Here is a 19,786-nt window from a genome sequence, read left to right as displayed (position 1 = left end):
GGGCTCCGCCTAACGAGATCGCTTCCGCCGGCGCAGCGCGAGCGCGCCGAGCGCCGCGAGCGCGCCTCCCGCACCGACGGGCGCGGCGGCGCCCCAGACGCCCGGGACGCCCCAGACGGGAATCGACTGCGCGGGGACGGGGAACGCGGCGAGGCCGCCCGCCGTGTAGGCGTCGAGCCCGCGCACCTCGACGCGCGTGCCTGCGACGGGGTCGACGACGTCGTACAGCGTGCGGTCGCCGAGCGGAGCGACGCCCGACTGCGCGCCGACGACGTAGAGCATGCCGGTGTCGGGCGAGTAGGTGAGGCTCGAGCCGAAGCGCGGGATGCCGAGCCCGGCGATCGCGTTCAGCCCGCAGAAGAACGGGCACGTCGAGAGATCGACCGCGTAGATGCCATCGGTGAACGGGCTCGAGACGTAGAGCTGGTCGTGCGCGTCGTCGTAGGCCATGCCGAGGAAGCCGTTCGCGGCGCCGAACGCGAGCCCGCCGACGAACGTGAGCGTCGCGGGCGACGACGGGTCGATCGTGTGGAGGTCGTCGAACGTGCCGTCGGATTCGAGCACCCAGAGCGTGTCGTCGGTCGGCGCGCTCGTCGGGCCGGGGTCGTAGGCGAGCGCGGTGAAGTGGTCGCTGCCGTTGGCGTAGCTCTGCACGACCGAGGTGATGGCGCCCGTCGCGCGGTCGATCGTGACGAGGTCGTCGTCGCCGGCCGGGTTGCCGACGACGCCGTACAGCGTCGACGAATCGCGCGCATAGGCGAGGCCGGTCACGATCTCGCCGCCCGTGCCGAGCGCACCGAGCACGTCCCAGCCGCCGGTCGCCCCCGAGAGCGCGAGCGCGTCGTCGGCCGCGGCGCCGCTCCCGCCCTCGGGCCCGCCGCTCGCGAGCAGCGCGACGCCGGCGTCGCTCATCGGGTCACCGCAGATCGCGCCCGAGCACACGCCGCCCGCGACGCCGCTGCACGTGGCGCCGTCGGCCGCCGGCGGGCTCGCATCGTCGTGGCACGTGCACGTGCCGCCCGTCGTCGTGCGACCGGCCTGGAAGTTCGCGCACTCGCCCGCCGACAGGCACGCGCCGCCCGCCGCCGGCCGCATGATCTGGCACTCGTCCACGTTCACGTGCACGAGGCACGCGTTGTGGCCGCGCTCGTGCGCGACGACGCCGCCGAGCAGCCCGGAGTCGGACGCGTCCATCGTCACGACGAGCCACAGGTTCGGGTCGTCGTTCGCGTTGCCGTCGCACGCGGGCGTCTGCGCACAGCCGATCGACGAGGGCGAAGGGCCGCCGCAGTAGGTGATGCTGTCGACGAGGAAGCCGCGCGACCCGGGCAGGCCGATCGCCGCGAGCGCCGAGAGGTCGGCCGCCGAGTCGATCACGTCGAGGCCGTCGCCCGTGGTGCCGAACGTCGCGACGCTCACCGCGCGCTCGATGCGCGTGCAGCACGGCGTGTCGAACGGCCCGTGGTCGCCCTCGAGCTGGTCGCTCGCGCTCGCCTCCGCGGCGTCGAGGAGCGACTGGTAGAACGCGAGGTCGCGGCCCGCGCCGGCGTCGATCAGGTCGACGTGCACGTACCAGGCGAGCGCGTGGACGTCGGCGGTGGGCGGCGCGGCGAGTGCGGGCGCCGCGAGGAAGGCGCAGGCGGCGAGGAGCGCGGCCGCGAGCGCGGCGGGCGCGCGGCGGGCGAGCGCGCGCGACGGGCGAGCGAGTCGCGACGGGCGAGCGCGCTCATCGCGCACCTCCCGCTGCGCTCGCGCGCTGCGCGTGCAGGGCGCGCGCTTCGGCGATCGCGTCGCGCAGCGCGGCGTCGGCGGACGGCGCCGCGCGCTCGACCTCGTCGAGCACCGCGCTCGCCGCGGGGCGTCCGCTCAGCGCGAGGCCGTGCACGGCCGCGCGCTGCTGCATCCGTTCGAGCCGCGCCGCGTCGAAGCGACCGAACGCGAAGGCGGGGCGCTCGCCGAGCGCCTTCGCGCGCAGCAGCGCGAGCGCGCGCGGGTCGCGCGCGGCGAGCTCGCCGAGCGCGTACGGGAGCACCTGCCAGGCGCGGAACGCCGCGCGATCGAGCTCGCCCGTGCGCGGCGCGGCCGCCCAGTCGCGGATCGCGACGAAGGCGACGGCGTCGTCGGACGCGGCGAGCGCGAGCAGCGCGTTGGCGTGGACGGCGGCCTCGTTCGGGTCGCCGAGGAGCGATGCGAGGTGCGCGGCGGCCTCGGGCCCGATGCGCGCGAGCGCGTCGGCGGGCAGCCCCTCGTAGTACACGGCGCGCACGAGCGCGTCGGCCTCCGCGGCCGTCATCGGCGCCGCGCCCGCGCCCTGCGCGCCCGCGCCCTGCGCGCTCGCGCGCGGCGCCGCGAGCATCGCGAACGCCGCGAACGCCGCGAACGCCGCGAGGAGCAGCGACCGCACGCGCCGCATCGCGCTCCACCGACTCACGGGGCGCCGGCTCCCCGGGCCGCTCGCGAGCGGGGAATCGAAGCGGAGGGGCGCCTGCACTCGGAGTTCTCCTCGCATCGCATCCATCCTATTCGACGCGGGCGCCGAGGGGAACCCGCTGCCGCGCGCACGCGCGCCGGTTGCGACGGCGCGCCGAGATGGTGTTGGATGCGCCGCCGCTGCGCTGCGCGCGCGCCGTGAAGGCGCGGCGAGCGCGCGAGGAGGATCCCGTTGCCGAGCCCCACGACCACGCGATTCGCGATCATCGGCGCCGGCGCCGGCGGCCTCTGCGCGGGCATCCGGCTGCGCGAGTCGGGCCGCGACGACTTCCTGATCTTCGATCGCGAGCCGCGCGTCGGCGGCACGTGGCAGCGCAACACGTACCCGGGCGCGGCGTGCGACATCGCCTCCCATCTCTATTGCTACTCGTTCGCGCCCAATCCGGACTGGACGCGCCCGTACGCGCCGCAGCGCGAGATCCTCGCCTACTTCGAGCGCGTGGCGCGCGAGTACGGGCTCGAGCCGCACCTGCGCCTCGGGACGGGCGTCTCCTCCGCACGCTGGGACGAAGGGAGCGCGCGCTGGCGGCTCGAGCTCGCGTCGGGCGAGACGGTGGAGGCGCAGTTCGTGATCGGCGCGGTCGGCATGTTCGGCGAGCCAGCGCGTCCCGACATCCCGGGCCTCGACGCGTTCCGCGGCGCGATGTTCCACTCCGCCGAGTGGGACCACGCGCACGATCTCGCCGGCGAGCGCGTCGCCGTGATCGGCAGCGCGGCGAGCGCCGTGCAGCTCGTGCCCGAGGTGGCGAAGGTCGCGAGCGAGCTCTTCGTCTTCCAGCGCACGCCGAACTGGGTGCTGCCGAAGGACGACGTCCCCTACACGCGCGAGCAGATGGACGCCTTCCGAAGCCGCCCCGAGCTCATGGCCGAGCGGCGCCAACAGCTCTTCGACGTGGTCGAGGTGAGCCTCGCCTACGACCGTCCCGACTTTGGGAAGCTGCCCGAGGAGTTCGGGCGCAAGGCGCTCGAGGTCGTGCGCGACCCGCGGACGCGCGCGCGGCTCACGCCCGACCACCCGTTCGGCTGCAAGCGCCCGCTGCTCTCGAACGACTACCTGCAGGCGTTCAACCGCGACGACGTCGAGCTCGTCGTCGACCCGATCGAGCGCGTCACGGCGGACGCCGTCGTGACGACGGACGGGAAGGAGCGCACGGTCGACGCGATCGTGCTCGCGACGGGCTTCGCGACCACGCGCTACCTGAGCGCGATCGAGGTGCGCGGGCGCGACGGCGTGCGGCTCGACGAGGCCTGGAGCGACGCGCCCGAGGCCTACCTCGGCCTCACGACGAGCGGCTTCCCGAACCTCTTCCTGCTCTACGGTCCGAACACGAACGGCGGCAACTCGATCATCCTGATGCTCGAGTACCAGGTCGAGTACATGATGCGCCTGCTCGACGAGGCCGAGGAGACGGGCGTCGACTGGCTCGACGTGCGGCGCGACGTGATGGATGCGTTCAACGCGACGCTGCAGGAGCAGCTCGCCGGCATTCCCGTCCTGCAGGCGAGCTGCAACGGCTACTACCGGAGCCCGTCGGGCCGCATCGTCACGCAGTGGCCGTTCAACTTCGCGGCCTACCGCGAGCGCGTCGACCGCGACGGCCTCGCCTCCTTCGAGACGGGGCGCGTCGCCTAGCGAGTCACGTCGCCGTCAGAGCGAGCGTGTCATCCGGAACTCGATGCGGTCGCCGGTGCGCGCGTGGCGCCACAGGCTGCGCATGCCGTGGCTCGCGGCCATGGCGTCGACGAAGCCCTCGGTCGCCCACGCGAGCGCGTCGGGGTAGGCATCCGCGCCGGCGACGACGACGCGGTAGCGGTCCGCGTGCTCGGGGTCGACGACGATCGACCACTCCGTGAAGTTGAGCAGGCTCTTGCTGAGCGTCACGAACAGGCGGAGGTCGCTTCCGTAGGCGCGGAAGCGCTCCTCGGGCGACATCGCCTGTCCCACCTGGGGCCGCTTCGCGTACTCCATCTGCTGGTAGAGACCGGCTTCGATCAGCGCGCGCCCGCGGTCGAAGCCGCGCTGCACGAGATAGCCGTCGTCGCCGTCGCCGAGCGCGTCGCGCAGCAGCTCGGCACAGCGCGCGTAGAAGCGCACGTCGTACCAGCCCGAGACGGCGATCTGCGAGTCGAGGAGCGCGAGGTCGTCGCGCGTCAGGCGGCGCTCGAGCTCGGCGCGCGACAACGTCTGGTCGTCCACGAGCTTGCGGATGTCGCCGACCATGTCGGCGATCAGGCTTCCCTTCATCGAAGGCGTGCTCGAAGGCGTGTTCGCGGACGCGTCGGTCATGGTGGGCTCCTCGGCGGGATCGCGCCGAGCGATCGGTTCGCGGCGCGGGCCGCTTGAGGGGCGCCGGGGAGAACGGCGGCGCTGCTAGGATCGCCGCGCCCGGCCGCGCGGCGCACGGAGCCTCGATGCGCATCCTCCACACGTCCGACTGGCACCTCGGCCGCCAGCTCCACCACGCGTCGCTGCTCGAGGACCAGCGCCACGTGCTGGCGCAGATCGTCGCGACGGTGGAGGCCCGCGCGGTCGACGTCGTGCTCGTCGCGGGCGACGTGTACGACCGCTCGGTTCCCTCCGCCGAGGCCGTCGCGCTGCTCGACGAGACGCTCGACGCCATCACGCAGCGCCTCGGCGTGCCGGTCGTCGTCGTCGCGGGCAACCACGACGGCGCCGAGCGGCTCGCCGCCTTCGCGCGCCCGCTCGCGCGCGCGGGCATCCACCTGCGCGGCCCGCTCGCGGACGCGCTCGCGCCCGTCGTGCTGCGCGACGCGCACGGCGAGGTCGCGTTCTACGGCCTCCCCTACGCCGAGCCCGTCGCGGTGCGGCACGCGTTCGGTGCCGAGGTGCGCTCGCACGAGGACGCGATCGCCTTCCTGACGCAACGCATCGCGGAGCGCGAGGCGAGCGGGCGGCGCTGCGTCGTGCTCGGGCACTGCTTCCTCGCCGGGAGCGAGGAGTCGGCGTCCGAGCGGCCGCTCTCGGTCGGCGGCGTCGCCGCCGTCGCGCCGCGGCACTTCGAGCGCTTCTGTTATGCGGCGCTCGGCCACCTGCACGCGCCGCAGCACCGCGGCGCGCGGCACGTCCGCTACTCGGGCTCGATCCTCAAGTACTCGTTCTCGGAGGCGCAGCAGGCGAAGTCGGCGACGCTCGTCGAGCTCGACGGCGACGGGCGGGCGACGATCGAACCCGTTCCGCTCGCGCCGCTGCGCGACGTGCGCGTCGTCGAGGGCGAGCTCGACGCCGTGCTCGCGCAGGGGCGCCGCGACCCGCGGCGCGACGACTACCTGCTCGTCCGGCTGCTCGACCGCCACGCGATCCTCGACGCGATGGGGCGGCTCCGCGAGGTCTACCCGAACGTGATGCAGCTCGAGCGCCCGGCCCTCGCGCAGGGCGGCGAGCGGCGCGCGCCGAGCCGCGAGAGCATCGAGCGCGGCCACCTCGCGATGTTCCGCGACTTCTACGCGCAGACGAAGGGCGAGCCGCTCGACGACGCGCGCGCGAGCGTCGTCGCCGACCTGCTCGGCCGACTCCTGCGCGAGGACGCCTGACGCATGCGGCCCCGGCGCCTGCGGATGAGTGCGTTCGGCCCGTTCGCGGGCACCGAGGTCGTGCGCTTCGACGACCTCGGCGACGACCCGCTCTTCCTCATCCACGGCCCGACGGGCGCGGGCAAGACGAGCATCCTCGACGCCATCGCGTTCGCGCTCTACGGCGTCACGACGGGGGGCGAGCGCGCCGCGCGCGAGATGCGCTCGAGCCACGCGGACCCGGCGACACTCACCGAGGTGGTGCTCGACTTCGCGCTCGGCGACCGGCTCTACCGCATCCGCCGCGTCCCCGAGCAGTCGCGCCCGAAGGCGCGCGGCGAAGGCACGACCGAGCAGAAGCCCGAGGCGCAGCTCTTCGAGCTCGCGCCGGGCACGCCGCTCGAGGACGAGCTCGCGCCCGAGGCCGCGCGCCCGCTCGTCGAGCGCAAGGTCGGCGACGCGACGGCGAAGGTGCAGGAGCTGACCGGCCTCACCGCCGACCAGTTCCGCCAGGTGCTCGTGCTTCCGCAGGGCCGCTTCCGCGACCTCCTGCTCGCGGACTCGAACGACCGCGAGGCGATCTTCGGCGACCTCTTCCGCACCGGCATCTACCGCCGCCTCGAGGAGGTGCTGCGCGACGAGGCGCGCGCCATCGAGGCGCGCGGCCGCAGCCTCGGCGAGCGACGCGCCGCGTGGCTCGAGAGCGCGAACGTCGCCGACGCCTCGGCGCTCGCCGCGCGCATCGAGGAGGTGGCGGCGCAGAAGCGCGAGGCCCTGGCCGCGATGGCGGCGGCCGAGCAGGCCGCGCGCGAGCGGGCGCAGGCGCTCGCGGACGCGGAGCGCCTCGCGCGCGCCTTCGCCGAGCTGCGCGCGGCGCGCGAGACGCTCGCGCGCCTCGACGCGAGCGCGCGCGCGATCGACGCGAGCCGCGCGACGCTCGCCGACGCGCGCCGCCGAGGCGATGCGCGCGCTCGACGACGCGCGCCGCACGGGCGAGCGCGAGCTCGCGGACGCGGAGGCCGAGGCCGAGCGAGCGCGGCTTCGATGTGCCGAGCTCGAGGCGCGCGCGCGGAGCGCGCGAGGCCGCGCCGCGCGCGCTCGACGCGCTCGGCATCGAGCTCGACGCCGCGAAGCGCGACGTCGACCGCCTGGTCGAGCACCGGCGTCACGCGGAGGCGCTCGCGCAGGCCGAGGCCGAGGCGCGGCGCGCGCAGCAGGCGCTCGATGAAGCGACCGGGCAGGACGGCGAGCGCCGCGCCGCGCTCGAGCGGGCGCGCGCGGAGATCGCGGCGGCCGACGCCGCGCTCGAGCGCGCGCGCACCGCGGCCGCCGCGCTCGGCGAGAAGGAGCGCGACCACGCCGCGGTCGCGGCGACGATCGCGCGCGTCGACGAGCTCGCCGAGGGCCGCGCGCGACACGCGCGGACGGCGCAGCAGCTCGAGCGCGCGGCGGCCGAGCGGGCCGAGGCCGAGAGCGTCGCGCGCGCCGCGCGGCGCGTGCACGAAGCGGTGGCCGACGCGTGGCGGCGCGGCCAGGCCGCGATCCTCGCCGCGACGCTCGCCGACGGCGAGCCGTGCCCCGTGTGCGGGAGCGCCGCGCACCCGCATCGGGCGCACGCGGAAGAGGAGCTCCCCACGCAGGCCGACGTCGACTGCACGCGCGCCGACGCCGAGGCAACCCGCGAGCGCCTCGCGGAGCGCGAGCGCACGCACGCCGCCCTCGAGGCCGAGGCGCGCACGCACGCAGGCGCCGTCGCCGCACTCGCGGCCGCGCTCGGCGATGCGGCCTCCGCGGATGCCGCCGCGCTCCGCGCGCGCGAGGCCGCACTCCGCGAGGAGCTCGCCGCGCTGCGCGACGCGCGCGGCGGCCTCGACGCCGAGCGCGCGCGCATCGACGCGCTGCGCAGCCGAGCGGAGCGCGACGAGCGCGCGCTCGAGGACGCGCGCGCCGCGCTCGAGGCACTGCGCAGCGCGGCGGTCGAGAAGGAAGCGCACCGCCAGCACGCGCTCGCGCGCCTCCCCGAGCCGTATCGCGCGGCGAGTGCGCGCGAGGAGGCGATCGCGCGCGCCGAGAAGACGCGCGACACCCTGGCCGCGCGCATCGAGGCGATCCGCACCGAGGAGCGCGCCGCGGCCGAGGCCTCCGCCAAGGCGGAAGCCGCTGCCCAGGCGGCCGCGCGCGTGCGCGAGCAGCGGGCGAGCGCGCTCGAGCGCGCGCGCGCGCGCTGGCGCGACGCGCTCGCCGCGAGCCGCTTCGCGGACGACGCGGCCTTCGCCGCCGCGCGCGAGCACGCGGGCCGCATCGAGGTGCTCGCCGCGGAGATCCAGCGACACGACGACGAGCGCGTCGCGGCGCAGGCCCTGCTGCGCGACCGGGAGGCCGCGATCGGCGGATGCGCCGAGCCCGAGCTCGCGCCGCTGCGCGCCGCCGCCGCTGCCGCCGACGAGGCGAGGAGCGCCTCGACGAGCGCCTATCACCGCTGCGCCTCGACACTCGAAGCGCTCGAAGCGGTGCGCGCGAAGCTCGACGCCTCGGCGCGCGAGCAGCGCGAGATCGACGAGGCGTATGCCGCGGTCGGCACGCTCGCCGACGTCGCGAGCGGCCGGAACGCCCACAACCTGAGCCTGCAGCGCTTCGTGCTCTCGGTGCTGCTCGACGACGTGCTGATCGAGGCCGACCACCGGCTCGCGCTGATGAGCCGCAGCCGCTACCGGCTGCGGCGCGCCGAGGGCGTCGCGGACGGGCGGCGCAAGGCCGGGCTCGACCTCGAGGTCGAGGACGCGTGGACGGGAGCGACGCGCCCGGTCTCCACGCTGTCGGGGGGCGAGAGCTTCATGGCGGCGCTCGCGCTCGCGCTCGGCCTGTCCGACGTCGTGCAGGCCTACGCCGGCGGCATCCGGCTCGACACGCTGTTCATCGACGAGGGCTTCGGCAGCCTCGATCCGGAGTCGCTCGAGCTCGCCATCCAGGCGCTGCTCGACCTGCGCGCGTCGGGCCGGATGGTCGGGGTCATCTCGCACGTCGCCGAGCTGCGCGAGCGCATCGACGTGCGGCTCGAGGTGCTCGCCTCGGAGCGCGGCAGCCGGACGCGGCTCGTCGTCCCCTGAGCCCGAGGGCGCCCGCGCCGCCGCCCGCTCCCGGACAGAACGGCACAGGCCTCGCGGGACCGCTGGGACAGCCTGTCGCCGGCGCGGACGCGAGGCGCCGCTCTCTTCGCTCCCGCCGGTGGCATGCGTCGTGCACTTGCGCGCCGGCACGCCGTCGCGGCGGGGCCTCGCCCTCCGCGCGGCCCGTGCCCGTCGCGAGACGGGCGCCACCACGAGCCAGTGCCACCGACGCCGTCCCCGCGACCGCGCCGGCGGGCGGGGAGAAGAAGGTTGGTCCAGTACAGCCCGCTGATGCCGGAGATCCTCGAGAACCCGTTCCCCATCTACAAGCGGCTGCGCGACGAGGCGCCCGCCTACTACTGCGAGGAGTTCGACTGCTGGGCACTGTCGCGCTTCCAGGACATCTGGGAGCAGTCGTCGGACAACGAGTCGTACTCGGCGGCGGCGCGGGGCACGACGCCGCTGCACCTCATCACGAAGCAGCTCTCCGTCTTCCCGAGCGTCAACATGATGGACCCGCCCGAGCACGTGCGGAACCGCGCGCTGATCAGCGGCGCGTTCAAGCCGAAGCGCGTGCAGGAGCTGGCGCCGGTCGTCGAGGAGATCGTCGAGCGGCGCGCGAAGGTGCTCGACACGGACGCCGAGGTCGACCTCGTCGGCGACTACATCGCGAAGGTGGCGATCGAGGTGTCGTGCGTGCTGCTCGGCCTGCCCGTCGAGGACGGCGACACGCTCTACGGCTACGTGAACCGCTTCTTCGACCGCGAGCCCGGCAAGCCCGGCATCACCGAGGACGGCATCGCGGCGATGGCCGACCTCGGCTCGCACCTCGCCGACCTCGTCCGCTACCACCGCAAGCACCCGCTCGACGCCGACGTGCTGATGAACGCGTACCTGAACGCGCGCTTCGACGGCGAGCCGCTCTCGGACGCCGACATCGCCTCGCAGATGTCGACGCTCGTGATCGGGAGCACGGACAGCTTCCCGAAGATCTTCGCGTCGTTCGTGCTCGAGCTGTTCCGCCACCCCGCGCAGCGCGCCGAGCTCGTCGCCGACGGGTCGCTCGTGCCGAACGCGTTCCGCGAGGGGCTGCGCTACGGCATGCCGACGCAGTTCCTCGGCCGCACGGTGACGAAGGAGGTGCACCTGCACGGGCAGACGTTCACGCCCGGGCAGGCGGTGATCTTCCTCTACCCGTCCGCCAACCGCGACGAGCGCGAGTTCGAGGACCCGGACCGCTTCGACATCCACCGGCGCTCGAAGCGCATCCTCACGTTCGGGCACGGCAACCACGCCTGTCTGGGCACGCACATCGCCGCGCTCGAGGGCGAGACGTCGATCCGCGCGCTGCTCCGCCACATGCCCGAGTACGTCGTCGACGAGAGCCGCATCGCACGCCTGCGGAGCGAGTTCGTCGCGGGCATCACCGGCATGCCGGTGCGGCGCGCATGAGCGGCGTCGCGCTCGCAGCGGCCGACGCGGCGACGGCCGAGACGCTCGGCGAGGTGCTCGCCGCCATCGGCGAGCAGGAGGAGGCGTTCGCCGAGCGCTTCTACGAGATCTTCCTCGCCGCGTGCCCGGACGCTTCGAAGCTCTTCGGCGCCTTCGCGTTCGCCGAGCAGGAGGCGATGTTCCGCGAGGTGCTGCGCTCGCTGCTCGCGTGGGTCGAGGGCGAGGACTGGCTCGCCGGCAACCTCGAAGCGCTCGGGCGGAGCCACCTCGAGTACGGCGTCGAGCCCGCGATGTTCGACGCCTTCGTCGACGCGGCCGTCGCGTGCGCGCGCGAGCGCCTGCCCGAGCTCCTCGACGACGCCCACGCCGCGGCGCTCGAGGCCGGCGCGCGCGCCATCACGGCGCCGATGCGCGAGGCGGTGGCGGCGGGCTAGGCCGAGCGCGAACGCTGCGAAGCACGGCGTCGGCCGCGCGCGGACGCCGTCGGCGCTTGCGGCGCGCGCGGCACTCCGCGCAGAATCCCCTCGCCGCCCCACCGGGTGCGCGCGAGGAGACGAGCCCGATGCACCGCCCGAGCCTTTCCGTTCGCCTTTCCGTGGCCTCCGGCTCTCGGCTTCGTTCGACCCGCGGCTCCGTCAGCGGCAGCGGGCGCGCGCGGAGCGCGGCGCCGGTCGTCGCCGCGGTGCTCGCCGTCGCCGCGCTCGCGTCGCCGGCGTCCGCGCAGATCGCCTGCGGCGACACGCTCGGGCCGGGCGGGAGCTTCGTGCTCGGCGGCAGCCTCATGTGCGCGACCGCCAGTGCGCTCACGCTCGTCGGCCCCGTGAAGGTCGACCTCGGCAACCACACCCTCACGTGCACGTCCGGCGGGCTCACCGGCCTCGACCTCGCGGGCAAGGGCGTGAGCGTGCGCAACGGCGCGATCGAGGGGTGCGACACCGGCGTCGCCGCCCTCGGCCAGGGGCGCCACAAGATCGCCGAGCTCTCGATCGCGGATGCCGACGTCGCCGGTGTCCTCGTGTCGAGCCCGGGCAACCGGATCTCGGGCGTCGACGTCGTCGACTCGGCGGGCGAGGGCTTCAGCGTCGTCGCGGGGCTCGAAGCGGCCGACAAGCAGCAGCTCGATCGATGCACCGCGACCAACGTCGGCATCGGCGTCAACCTCGACGCGAGCACCGCGGGCCACCGGCTGCGCGACATCGCCATCCACACGACGTCGGACTCGGGGCTCGTCGTCGCCTCGAACGCGACGCGCCTCGAACGCGTGAACGTGAGCGGCACGACGCTGCGCGGCATCGACATCCCGGCCGACGACGTCCGGATGAAGGGCGCCGCCGTCGCCGAGACGGGAAGCCACGGCATCGCGGTCGACGGCGCGCGCGCCCAGATCCAGGCCGCGCACGTCGCCGCGGCCGCGGGCCGCGGGTTCGAGCTGGGCGGCGCCGACGCGAAGCTCAAGGACGTCTCCGCGCGCACGAGTGGCTCGCAGGGCTTCCTCGTCTTCGGCGCGCGCGCGAACCTCGCGAAGGCCCGCGCGATCTCCAACACCGGCGCGGGCATCGCGCTCAGCGGCGCGACCGACGCGAGCATCCAGCAGAGCACGGCGCGCGCGAACGGCGGCTTCGACGCCTCCGACGGCGCACCCGGCTGCGGCACGAACGTCTGGAAGAAGAACTCGTTCGGGGCGACGAACGACGCGTGCATCCAGTAGCAGGCGCGGGTCGCACTTCGAGATCAGACGTACCAGTCTTCTACGCGCAGGCCCTTGAAGCGGCGGAAGTCCGAGACGTTGCGCGTGACGACGACGAGCTCGTTCACGACGGCGATCGCGGCGATCTGGCCGTCGGCCGCAGCCGGCGGACGACCGCGCCGCCCGAGGCGAGCCCGCTCGATCGCGTGCCAGGTCGCCGCCTGTTCGTCGTACGGGAGGAGTGGAAGGGAACCGCGCACGGCTTCGTCGAGGTAGGCCTCGATCGCGCGGCGCTTGCGCGAGGTCGAGGGAAGACGCGCTGCCCCGTACCACAGCTCGTGCCATACGACGGCGCACGTCGCGAGCTCGCCATCGTGCGCACCGAGTGCCTCCAGCACGCGCTCGTTCGGCTCCGACTCGATCGGCTCCGAGAGAACATCGGTATCGAGCAGATACCGGATGCTCAGAACGACACCTCACGCCCGGCCGAGCGGTCGCGAAGCTGCTCGAAGTCCTCGTCTCCAATGGCGAGCTCGCCCACGCGATGCTGAGCACGCAGCCGCTCGATGGTCGCGACGAAGGACGGCCTCTCGCCTCGGAGCGCGAGGTATTCGCTCGCCGAGAGCAGCACCGCGACCGGCTCGCCGCGGCGGGTGACCACGATGGCCCGGCCGCGCTGCGCCCGCTCGATGAGGCGCGCGAAGTTCTGCCGAGCCTCTGCGACGGAAACCTTCGTGTCGGCCATGCTCGACCTCCTCACGTGCACGAGACGATGGACAGGATGGTGCTCGCCAGCGATCCCGCCACCGGAACCCGCCCCGTCTCGTCGTCGGGTGGCCGCTCCCCGCTACAACCTCGCGTCACGGACGCCGGCACCACACTCGTTCCCTGAGGTGGCCATCGCGCGGTCTCTGTCGACATCGCGATCGACCCACCGACCGGACGACACCCGACATTCTCGGACGCAGACAGCAAAGAGGGGCTCATCGCATGCGGCGACGCACCGAGGCAGCATGATCGGCCGAGTCGACAGGCCCGCGGTCGCCGGCGGGGCGGACCGTCGCGGGCCGCGGCTGTACGTACCGCGCGAGCACGCGGGCCGCACACGAACGAAGGGGCAGGCCATGACATCCCGGCTCTGCGGCGCGCTCGCGAGCCTCGCCGTCGCCATCGGCGCGGGGGTCTGCACGACCTACACCAACGTGACGGCAGCCGCGCTCGCGGCGCCCTAGCGAGCGCACCTTCGGCGTCGCAGCGCGCAACACCTCCGGCGCTGCCGCGCCACCCCGAGCCACGACGACGCGCACCGGGCCACGACCGGACGCCTAACGACAGGCCCGCACCGAGCCACGCGCGCGACGCTCGCGGCCTGCCCCTTCGCCGCCGAGCGCCGTGCGCTCGCTCGCCCGGAGGCCGTCGTGGCCCGCCCGCCCTGACCTGCACGTGCCGCGCGCGCCCGGCTCGGGCCGCACGCCCACGCCGCCCACGCCCCTGCCCCACCCCGCCCGGAGACCGGACGACACCGGACACTTTCGGACGCGAACGGGGCAGAAAGCCCTCTAGAATCGAACCCTTCCGCGGAGCCCGCCTTGATAGGTTGGGGCCGCTCAGCCTGGAGAGCCCGACGTGCCCACCGCCACCCGCGTGCTCGTGGTCGACGACCTCGACCGCGCCCGCCGCGCCCTCGCCCACGAGCTCGCCGACGCGGGCTTCGACGTCCTCGAGGCCGCCGACGGCCTGCAGGCCTGGGAGCAGTTCCGCACCCACCGGCCCGACGCCGTCGTCACCGACATGGTGATGCCGCACTGCGACGGCATCGAGCTGCTCGCGAAGATCCGCTCGCAATCCGACGTGCCCGTCATCGTGTTCACCGCGCGCGGCTCCATCCAGCGCGCGGCACAGGCGTTCAAGGAAGGCGCGGACGACTTCGTCGCCTCGGACGAGGTGGGCGTCGACGCGCTCGTCGCGACGATCGAGCGCGCCGTGCACGGCGCGAGCTCGAACACTCCGAACGACGCGCTGCGCGACCGAATCGCGGGCGACAGCCCCGCGATGCAACGGCTGCGGGAACGCATCGCCGGGCTCGCGCCGCTCCGCCACCCCGTTCTCGTCCGCGGCGAACCCGGAACGGGACGCGATGCCGTCGTCGACGCGATGCACGCCGTCGGCTCGAGCAGCCACGGCACGCTCGTGCGCGTGAGCGCGACGGAATCGGACGCGAAGCTCACCGTCCCGAACTGCTCTGCCATCTACCTCGACGGCGTCGATCGCTTCGGCGGCCGCGCCCAGTCGTTCTGGCTCAAGTACGTCGAGGACTGCGCGGCGCGCGCGTTCCAGGGAAGCCCGCGCATCCTCGCCTCCACCGACGAGCTCGTCGGAGATCTCGGCGACGACCACGCCGACCTGCGGCTGCGCAACGGCATGCTGCGCTACGTCATCGAGCTGCCCGCGCTGCGTCACGTTCCATCCGACATCGGTGTCATCGCCGAGCGCCTCGTCGAACGCCTCGGCGAGCGTGTCGGACGGCGCGTGCGGCTGTCGCCCGCGGCGCGGGACTTCCTTTCCGCCCAGGCGTGGCCCGGCAACACGCAACAGCTCGAACAGCTGCTGGAGCGCAGCATCGCATTCACGCGCGGACGTCAGATCCGCCGCGACACCGTCCACGACGTGCTCGCCGATCTCGAGGAAAGCCTCGACCGCATCCGCCGCCAGCACGCCCATCTCGAGCGCGAGCGCCTCTTCCGCGCGATCCGGGAGACCGGCGGAAACGTCAGCAGGACGGCGGAGCTACTCGGCAAGAGCCGAGGCGCGATCTACCGCTTGATCGAGAAGCACGACATCCCGCTCCGGAGCCGCAACGACTCGCAATGAACCCGATGTATCGCCTGACGAAGCTCACGCTCGACCATCGCGGGCCCGCCGCCGCGATCCTGGCGACCGTGACCATCGTCCTGGCCCTCGGTCTCCCCAAGGTCCGAACCGTTCACGGCTTCCGGATCCTGATCGGCGAGGATCATCCGGTCGTCCGGACCCTCGACGAGATGACCGAGCGGTTTGGCGGGAGTCGCCCGCTCGAAATCGGGTGGTCTTGTGGAGACGGCGCGCCCTGTCGACACGCACTCGACCGTTCGTCACTCGAAGTAGCGCGCGACCTCACCTCTGCGCTGGAAGATCTGCCGCAGGTGCGGCGCGTCCTATCACCAGCAAACGCTGCACTCCTAGTCCCGTCCTCAGAGGGATTCGTCGCGCGGAGACTCGTGGAGCACGGGCAGATCATTGATGATCTGGAGTCGCTCCTCCCCGTCGCGAGACATGACACGCTCTGGAAAGAGCGCCTGATTTCGCCCGATTTGGCTTCCGCGATAGTAATCGTCGCCCCGGCGGATGCGACCATTGAAACCGAGGACGCGCTCTTCGACGAATTGAACGCGATTCTCGCTAAGTACGAACAGCGCGGGTTCTCGTTCAATCTGAATGGAGCACTCGTTCGAACAATCGAGTCCGGACGCGCCCTCCAGCAAAGCACGGCGCGAATTCTTCCCTCCCTCGTACTCGTCATCGCTATCGTTCTGCTTGCAGCGTCCGGCTCTCCGAGAAGCGTCGCGCTCGCGCTCGCGACGATGGGCGTCGCAGTTCTCTGGACGATCGGACTCATGGGCTGGCTCGACTGGCCACAGGACGGCATTCACCAGGTACTCGCCCCATTAATACTGATCGTCGGCTTGTGCGATGCAGTCCACCTTCTCACACGAGCGAGCGAACTCCGGGGCACATCGAGAGACCGCCTACTCAGCGCAACTCGTTTCGTTGGAGCTCCGTGCATTCTGACTACGGCAACTACCGCGGTTGCACTTGCTTCGTTCACCACCAGTGATCTTGAGGCCTTCGTTCGCTTCGGAGCGATCTCGGCCGCTGGTGTGATCTTCTGCCTGGCCCTGACGTTCTCCCTGCTTCCATTGGTCGCGACAGTAGTGCCAGTCGAACATCGTGATGGTCACAGTCGCAGTGGCTCGTCGTGGGCCGACTCCCTGCTGCGATTCTCCCGATATGCTGAGCGTCGACCCATTCGGATCCTGTGCGCATGTGGGTTGCTCGTTGGATATGGAATCCTCGGCATCACGACCCACCTGCGTGTCGACACCGACTGGCGCCAAGCATTTGGCGAAACCGGCAATCTCTCTCGGTGGGCGATGTTCTTCGAGGGCATCCGGGGGTCGAGCGACACGCTTGAGGTCGAGCTGGAGGCCGCCGGCGAACACGGAGTCCTCTCCAATGACGCTCTGACCACGTTGTCGACTCTGAGCTCGAACTTGACGGAGCTCGATGGCTTGGGTGCGAGCTTCGGTCTGCTCGACCTGCTCGCGCGAGTCGACGCCGCGCTCGCTGGAGATGCGTATCGGGATCCCGCAATGCTGACCGACGCTCGGCGGGCGGCCGAGCTCGTTGAACTCGTATCCTTCGACGATCCTGAGTCGCTCGAACCGTGGCTTACCCTCGACCGTTCCGCGACTCGTATTTCGTTCGAGGCGAGCTGGCTTGCGCAGAGCGAGATTCACCTCCTCATGGAGCAGGTCAGGAGCGTCATCGATGCCACCGTCCCGCGAGACTGGTCGATTCGTCTAGGTGGGATCATGGCATTGGATGATGTCTGGGTACGAGACGTCCAAACTACCCAGCTCCGAAGCTTCCCCACTGCCTTCCTGTTCGTATTCGCGCTCTCGTCGCTCTTCCTTCGCTCGTTCCGGCTCGGCTTGATCGCGATGCTCCCTTCTCTGATCGCGATCGTCGTGACGCTCGGCACGATGGGCTGGCTGGGGATGGGATTGGACATCGGGCGCGCGATGATCGGGGCAGTCGTGATCGGGATCGGAGTCGACGATGCGATCCACTTTCTCGACGCGCATCGACGCCATCTCACTCGCGGCGCCAATCGTCACGAGGCCGTGGATCTCGCGCTCGCCGATACCGGGCGCGCCATCATCACGACGTCGATCGCACTCGCACTCGGATTCCTCACGCTGATGGCATCCGCGTGGCAGACCATCTCGAGCTTCGGATTCTTCGTGTCGATCACGATCGTCGCGGCACTGGTCGCGACGCTCTTCCTGCTGCCCGCGTTGCTGGCGGGTTTCGGAGAGCAGGCAGGTGCCGAGCGGTAGGCTCGCCGAGATCTGGCGATCGCGGTGGATCGCGATCGCGTGCGTGCTTCCCGCGCTCGTCGCGCTGGGCGTGGCCATGGTCGAGGTCGTCGCGGACGACGAGCCGGGCGAGCTCGAGTGCTGGATCCTCCCGAACGACTTCGTCCTGCGACCCCCGGGCACGCGCCACTGTCGTCTGAGGACCAACGACCGCGTGGTTGCCGCCGAGCCGAATCCATTCGTGCGTCCCTACCGGACGCTCCCGCCGGGAGCTCCGCGATTCGACGAGACGCGATCGGCGCTCGAGATCACGATCGATCGCACGGGCGAGGAGCACGACGCGCTGCTCCGCGCGCACGCGCCCGCGCCGATCATCTACGCGGGCCGGGTGGGCGCCGCAGCCGTGCTCGTCGGCGTGCTGATGGCGATTCCGCTGATTCTCGGATACCGGAAACAGGATTCGCCCGCCGTTCCCGCGATGGCGATCCTGTACGGCGCGATCGCGTTCGCGACGGCCGTTGGAACGACGACTCCGCGCTCCGGTGCTCTCACGATCGCTGGATTGCTCGCACTCGCGATCGCACCGGCCGCGCTCCTGCACCTCGCCATCACCTTCCCCCGCGTCCGCCCTCTCGTGGCGCTCGCGCCCGAGATCGTCTGGCTTCCCTACGGGTCGCTCGTGCTGCTCCTTCCGATGGGAATCTTCGCGCTCCTCCGCACACCGATCGTCTGGCCGGCCTACCTCGGGCTGTTGACGTTCCTGCTGGGTATCGCGTGGGCGATCCTCCTGATGTCCTGCCACGCCGCATGGGTGGACTCGGAATCCTCGCTCGAGCGCGCGCGCGCGCGACTGCTGCTCGTGAGTGCATGCGCGATTCCCGCTCCGATCGCGGTGGCGCTCGCTCCTCCTTCCCCGACGCTGCTCGAGCTCGCCGCCACGCTGCTCTGGACCAGCGCGATCGTGCTCCCCGTCGCGATCGCACTCGCCGTGAGTCGCTACGACCTTCTCGACGGCCCCCGAGCCTCGCGTTCCTGGCTCGGAACCATCGCGCACGTCTCCGCAGGCTCGATCGCCATCGGTCTGCTGCTCGGAGTCGCGGCCGAGGTCGCCCTGCCTTCGGTCCATCGGCCCGATGTCTCGCTCGTCTTCCTGCTCGCGTTCGCGTGCTCGACTGGCGCGGAGGTCGTGCGCTCTCGCACGGCAAAGCTCTCGGAGATGCTCACGACACCCGGAGTGACGAAGCTGAACGACCTGCATGCCCGTTTCCAGGCGGAGGTCGCGGGCTTCGCGACGGTCGAGTCGCTTCTCGACGCACTCGCGAGCCTCGTCAGCAGGACCCTCGGATGTCGCGGCGTCTCGATCCTCCTCGTCGATGCGCACGGGTACGCGGAGGCGCAGCGAACCGGAGAGGCGTTCACGATCGAGCCGACGCTGCCGGAGCAGGCCGTCGCCGCTCTGCGCGGGCTTCCCGTGGCGCACACGGAGCTGATGGAGGACCAGCCCGGCGCACCGTCGGTCGAACGGCTGCAGAAGGGCGGCGTACGTGTCATCGCCGAGCTCCGTCACCGCTCGCAGCCGGTGGGCCTCGTGCTCCTGAGCGCGCGGCGGGATGGGGCGGCGTACACCGGAACCGACCTCGAGTTCGTCGCGCGCACGTGCGAGACAGCGGCGGGTGCGCTGCACGCGCTGCAGGTCGCGTCGCGCCTCGCGGGCGCGCGAGGCGGCGCACTCCAGACCATCGCGGAGGCGGTGTCGCACGACCTCGGCAAGGAGGTCGACTGGGTGACGCGGCTCGTGCGCAGGCTTCCCGAAGCGGCGGCCGACCGCGATCGCCTGCGTCGCGACATCGAGCTCGTGCTCGACATCACCTCGAATCTCACGCGGAGCCTGAACGATCTGCTCGGACGCGCCGCCATCGACGGCGGCGAGAGCATCCCGGTGGACGTCGCGACGCTGCTCGAATCCGCGATCCGCCACGCCGACGTGCTACACGGCCCGGGGCGCGTCGAGCCCGTCCTGGGCGACATCGAGTCGCGCGCGTTCGTCGACCGCAGCCTCGAGCGCGTGGTGTCGAACCTGGTCGACAACGCCCTGCACGCCTCGAGCTGCGACGCGCCGGTGCGTGTCTTCGCGAGCGTGCGCGACCGCTTCCTCCGCATCGACGTCGAGGATCGCGGGTGCGGCATCGCGGACGATGCGATCTACCGGCTCTTCGAGGCGGGCTTCACGACGCGGCGCGAGCGGGGTGGCCAGGGCATCGGGCTCGCCACCTGCCGCGACATCGTCGCGGAGCTGGAAGGCGCGATGGAGATCGGACGCGCGAGCAGCGGCGGGACGCGAGCCACGGTGCTCGTCCCCATCCACTAGCGATGCGCGTCGG

At 72.6% G+C, this 19,786-nt stretch carries 14 protein-coding genes and 1 pseudogene; 10 read left to right on the top strand and 5 right to left on the bottom strand.

Annotated features, from left to right (window positions below):
• Positions 1-9 precede the first annotated feature (9 nt).
• Positions 10-1,737, bottom strand: coding sequence for a hypothetical protein (locus R3E88_03820; GenBank protein MEZ4215584.1), 1,728 nt, complete (start codon positions 1,735-1,737; stop codon positions 10-12).
• Complete coding sequence (locus R3E88_03815) at positions 1,727-2,491, bottom strand: hypothetical protein (GenBank protein ID MEZ4215583.1); 765 nt, start codon at positions 2,489-2,491, stop codon at positions 1,727-1,729. Before R3E88_03815 ends, R3E88_03820 begins: the two co-directional genes overlap by 11 nt.
• A gap of 171 nt (positions 2,492-2,662) precedes the next feature.
• Here R3E88_03815 and R3E88_03810 point away from each other — a divergent pair, with 171 nt between their 5' ends.
• The gene (locus R3E88_03810) at positions 2,663-4,123 is read left to right on the top strand and encodes an NAD(P)/FAD-dependent oxidoreductase (protein MEZ4215582.1); all 1,461 of its coding nucleotides are present in this window, start codon (positions 2,663-2,665) and stop codon (positions 4,121-4,123) included.
• A 15-nt stretch (positions 4,124-4,138) separates the two neighbouring features.
• Here R3E88_03810 and R3E88_03805 read toward each other — a convergent pair whose 3' ends face one another.
• Positions 4,139-4,777, bottom strand: a complete 639-nt coding sequence (locus R3E88_03805; protein MEZ4215581.1) for a hypothetical protein — start codon at positions 4,775-4,777, stop codon at positions 4,139-4,141.
• Between the two features lie 125 nt (positions 4,778-4,902).
• On the opposite strand from R3E88_03805, the gene R3E88_03800 reads away from it, so the two are divergent.
• The 6 genes and pseudogenes from R3E88_03800 (at position 4,903) to R3E88_03775 (ending at position 12,288) form a co-directional block, all read left to right on the top strand.
• Complete coding sequence (locus R3E88_03800; GenBank protein ID MEZ4215580.1) at positions 4,903-6,042, top strand: exonuclease SbcCD subunit D; 1,140 nt, start codon at positions 4,903-4,905, stop codon at positions 6,040-6,042.
• 3 nt (positions 6,043-6,045) lie between these two features.
• Positions 6,046-6,750, top strand: a pseudogene (locus R3E88_03795) (SMC family ATPase).
• A gap of 317 nt (positions 6,751-7,067) precedes the next feature.
• Positions 7,068-9,128, top strand: a complete 2,061-nt coding sequence (locus R3E88_03790) for an SbcC/MukB-like Walker B domain-containing protein (GenBank protein ID MEZ4215579.1) — start codon at positions 7,068-7,070, stop codon at positions 9,126-9,128.
• A gap of 270 nt (positions 9,129-9,398) precedes the next feature.
• Positions 9,399-10,580, top strand: coding sequence for a cytochrome P450 (locus R3E88_03785; protein MEZ4215578.1), 1,182 nt, complete (start codon positions 9,399-9,401; stop codon positions 10,578-10,580).
• Positions 10,577-11,014 carry a globin gene (locus R3E88_03780; protein ID MEZ4215577.1) on the top strand — a complete coding sequence of 146 codons (438 nt, stop codon included), beginning with the start codon at positions 10,577-10,579 and terminating at the stop codon, positions 11,012-11,014. Before R3E88_03785 ends, R3E88_03780 begins: the two co-directional genes overlap by 4 nt.
• Before the next feature lie 248 nt (positions 11,015-11,262).
• A complete protein-coding gene (locus R3E88_03775) occupies positions 11,263-12,288 on the top strand; it encodes a right-handed parallel beta-helix repeat-containing protein (protein MEZ4215576.1) in 1,026 nt (341 codons plus the stop codon).
• A gap of 23 nt (positions 12,289-12,311) precedes the next feature.
• On the opposite strand, the gene R3E88_03770 is transcribed toward R3E88_03775, so the two are convergent.
• Together R3E88_03770 and R3E88_03765 are read right to left on the bottom strand one after the other, a co-directional pair.
• Positions 12,312-12,719, bottom strand: coding sequence for a type II toxin-antitoxin system VapC family toxin (locus R3E88_03770; GenBank protein ID MEZ4215575.1), 408 nt, complete (start codon positions 12,717-12,719; stop codon positions 12,312-12,314).
• 11 nt (positions 12,720-12,730) lie between these two features.
• Positions 12,731-13,012 carry a type II toxin-antitoxin system Phd/YefM family antitoxin gene (locus tag R3E88_03765; GenBank protein ID MEZ4215574.1) on the bottom strand — a complete coding sequence of 94 codons (282 nt, stop codon included), beginning with the start codon at positions 13,010-13,012 and terminating at the stop codon, positions 12,731-12,733.
• Positions 13,013-13,893: 881 nt separating this feature from the next.
• Here R3E88_03765 and R3E88_03760 point away from each other — a divergent pair.
• The 3 genes from R3E88_03760 to R3E88_03750 are packed head-to-tail and all read left to right on the top strand — an operon-like array spanning position 13,894 to position 19,773.
• On the top strand, positions 13,894-15,138 hold the full coding sequence (locus tag R3E88_03760) for a response regulator (GenBank protein MEZ4215573.1): 1,245 nt from the start codon (positions 13,894-13,896) through the stop codon (positions 15,136-15,138).
• A gap of 5 nt (positions 15,139-15,143) precedes the next feature.
• On the top strand, positions 15,144-17,426 hold the full coding sequence (locus R3E88_03755) for an efflux RND transporter permease subunit (GenBank protein MEZ4215572.1): 2,283 nt from the start codon (positions 15,144-15,146) through the stop codon (positions 17,424-17,426).
• Positions 17,413-19,773 (top strand): ATP-binding protein, encoded by a 2,361-nt coding sequence (locus R3E88_03750; GenBank protein ID MEZ4215571.1) that lies wholly within the window; start codon positions 17,413-17,415, stop codon positions 19,771-19,773. Before R3E88_03755 ends, R3E88_03750 begins: the two co-directional genes overlap by 14 nt.
• The last annotated feature ends 13 nt before the right edge of the window (positions 19,774-19,786 follow it).

The organism is Myxococcota bacterium (assembly GCA_041389495.1).
Taxonomy (GTDB): domain Bacteria; phylum Myxococcota_A; class UBA9160; order UBA9160; family UBA4427; genus JAWKRT01.
The sequence above is the reverse complement of the archived record's forward strand: the minus strand, read 5'-3'. Positions and strand labels throughout refer to the sequence as shown.

What these genes read in the sequence shown, in the direction of transcription:
- R3E88_03780 (MEZ4215577.1), top strand. Translation starts at nt 10,577, where the DNA reads ATGAGCGGCGTCGCGCTCGCAGCGGCCGACGCGGCGACGGCCGAGACG.
- R3E88_03765 (MEZ4215574.1), bottom strand. Translation starts at nt 13,012, where the DNA reads ATGGCCGACACGAAGGTTTCCGTCGCAGAGGCTCGGCAGAACTTCGCG.
- R3E88_03805 (MEZ4215581.1), bottom strand. Translation starts at nt 4,777, where the DNA reads ATGACCGACGCGTCCGCGAACACGCCTTCGAGCACGCCTTCGATGAAG.
- R3E88_03800 (MEZ4215580.1), top strand. Translation starts at nt 4,903, where the DNA reads ATGCGCATCCTCCACACGTCCGACTGGCACCTCGGCCGCCAGCTCCAC.
- R3E88_03755 (MEZ4215572.1), top strand. Translation starts at nt 15,144, where the DNA reads ATGTATCGCCTGACGAAGCTCACGCTCGACCATCGCGGGCCCGCCGCC.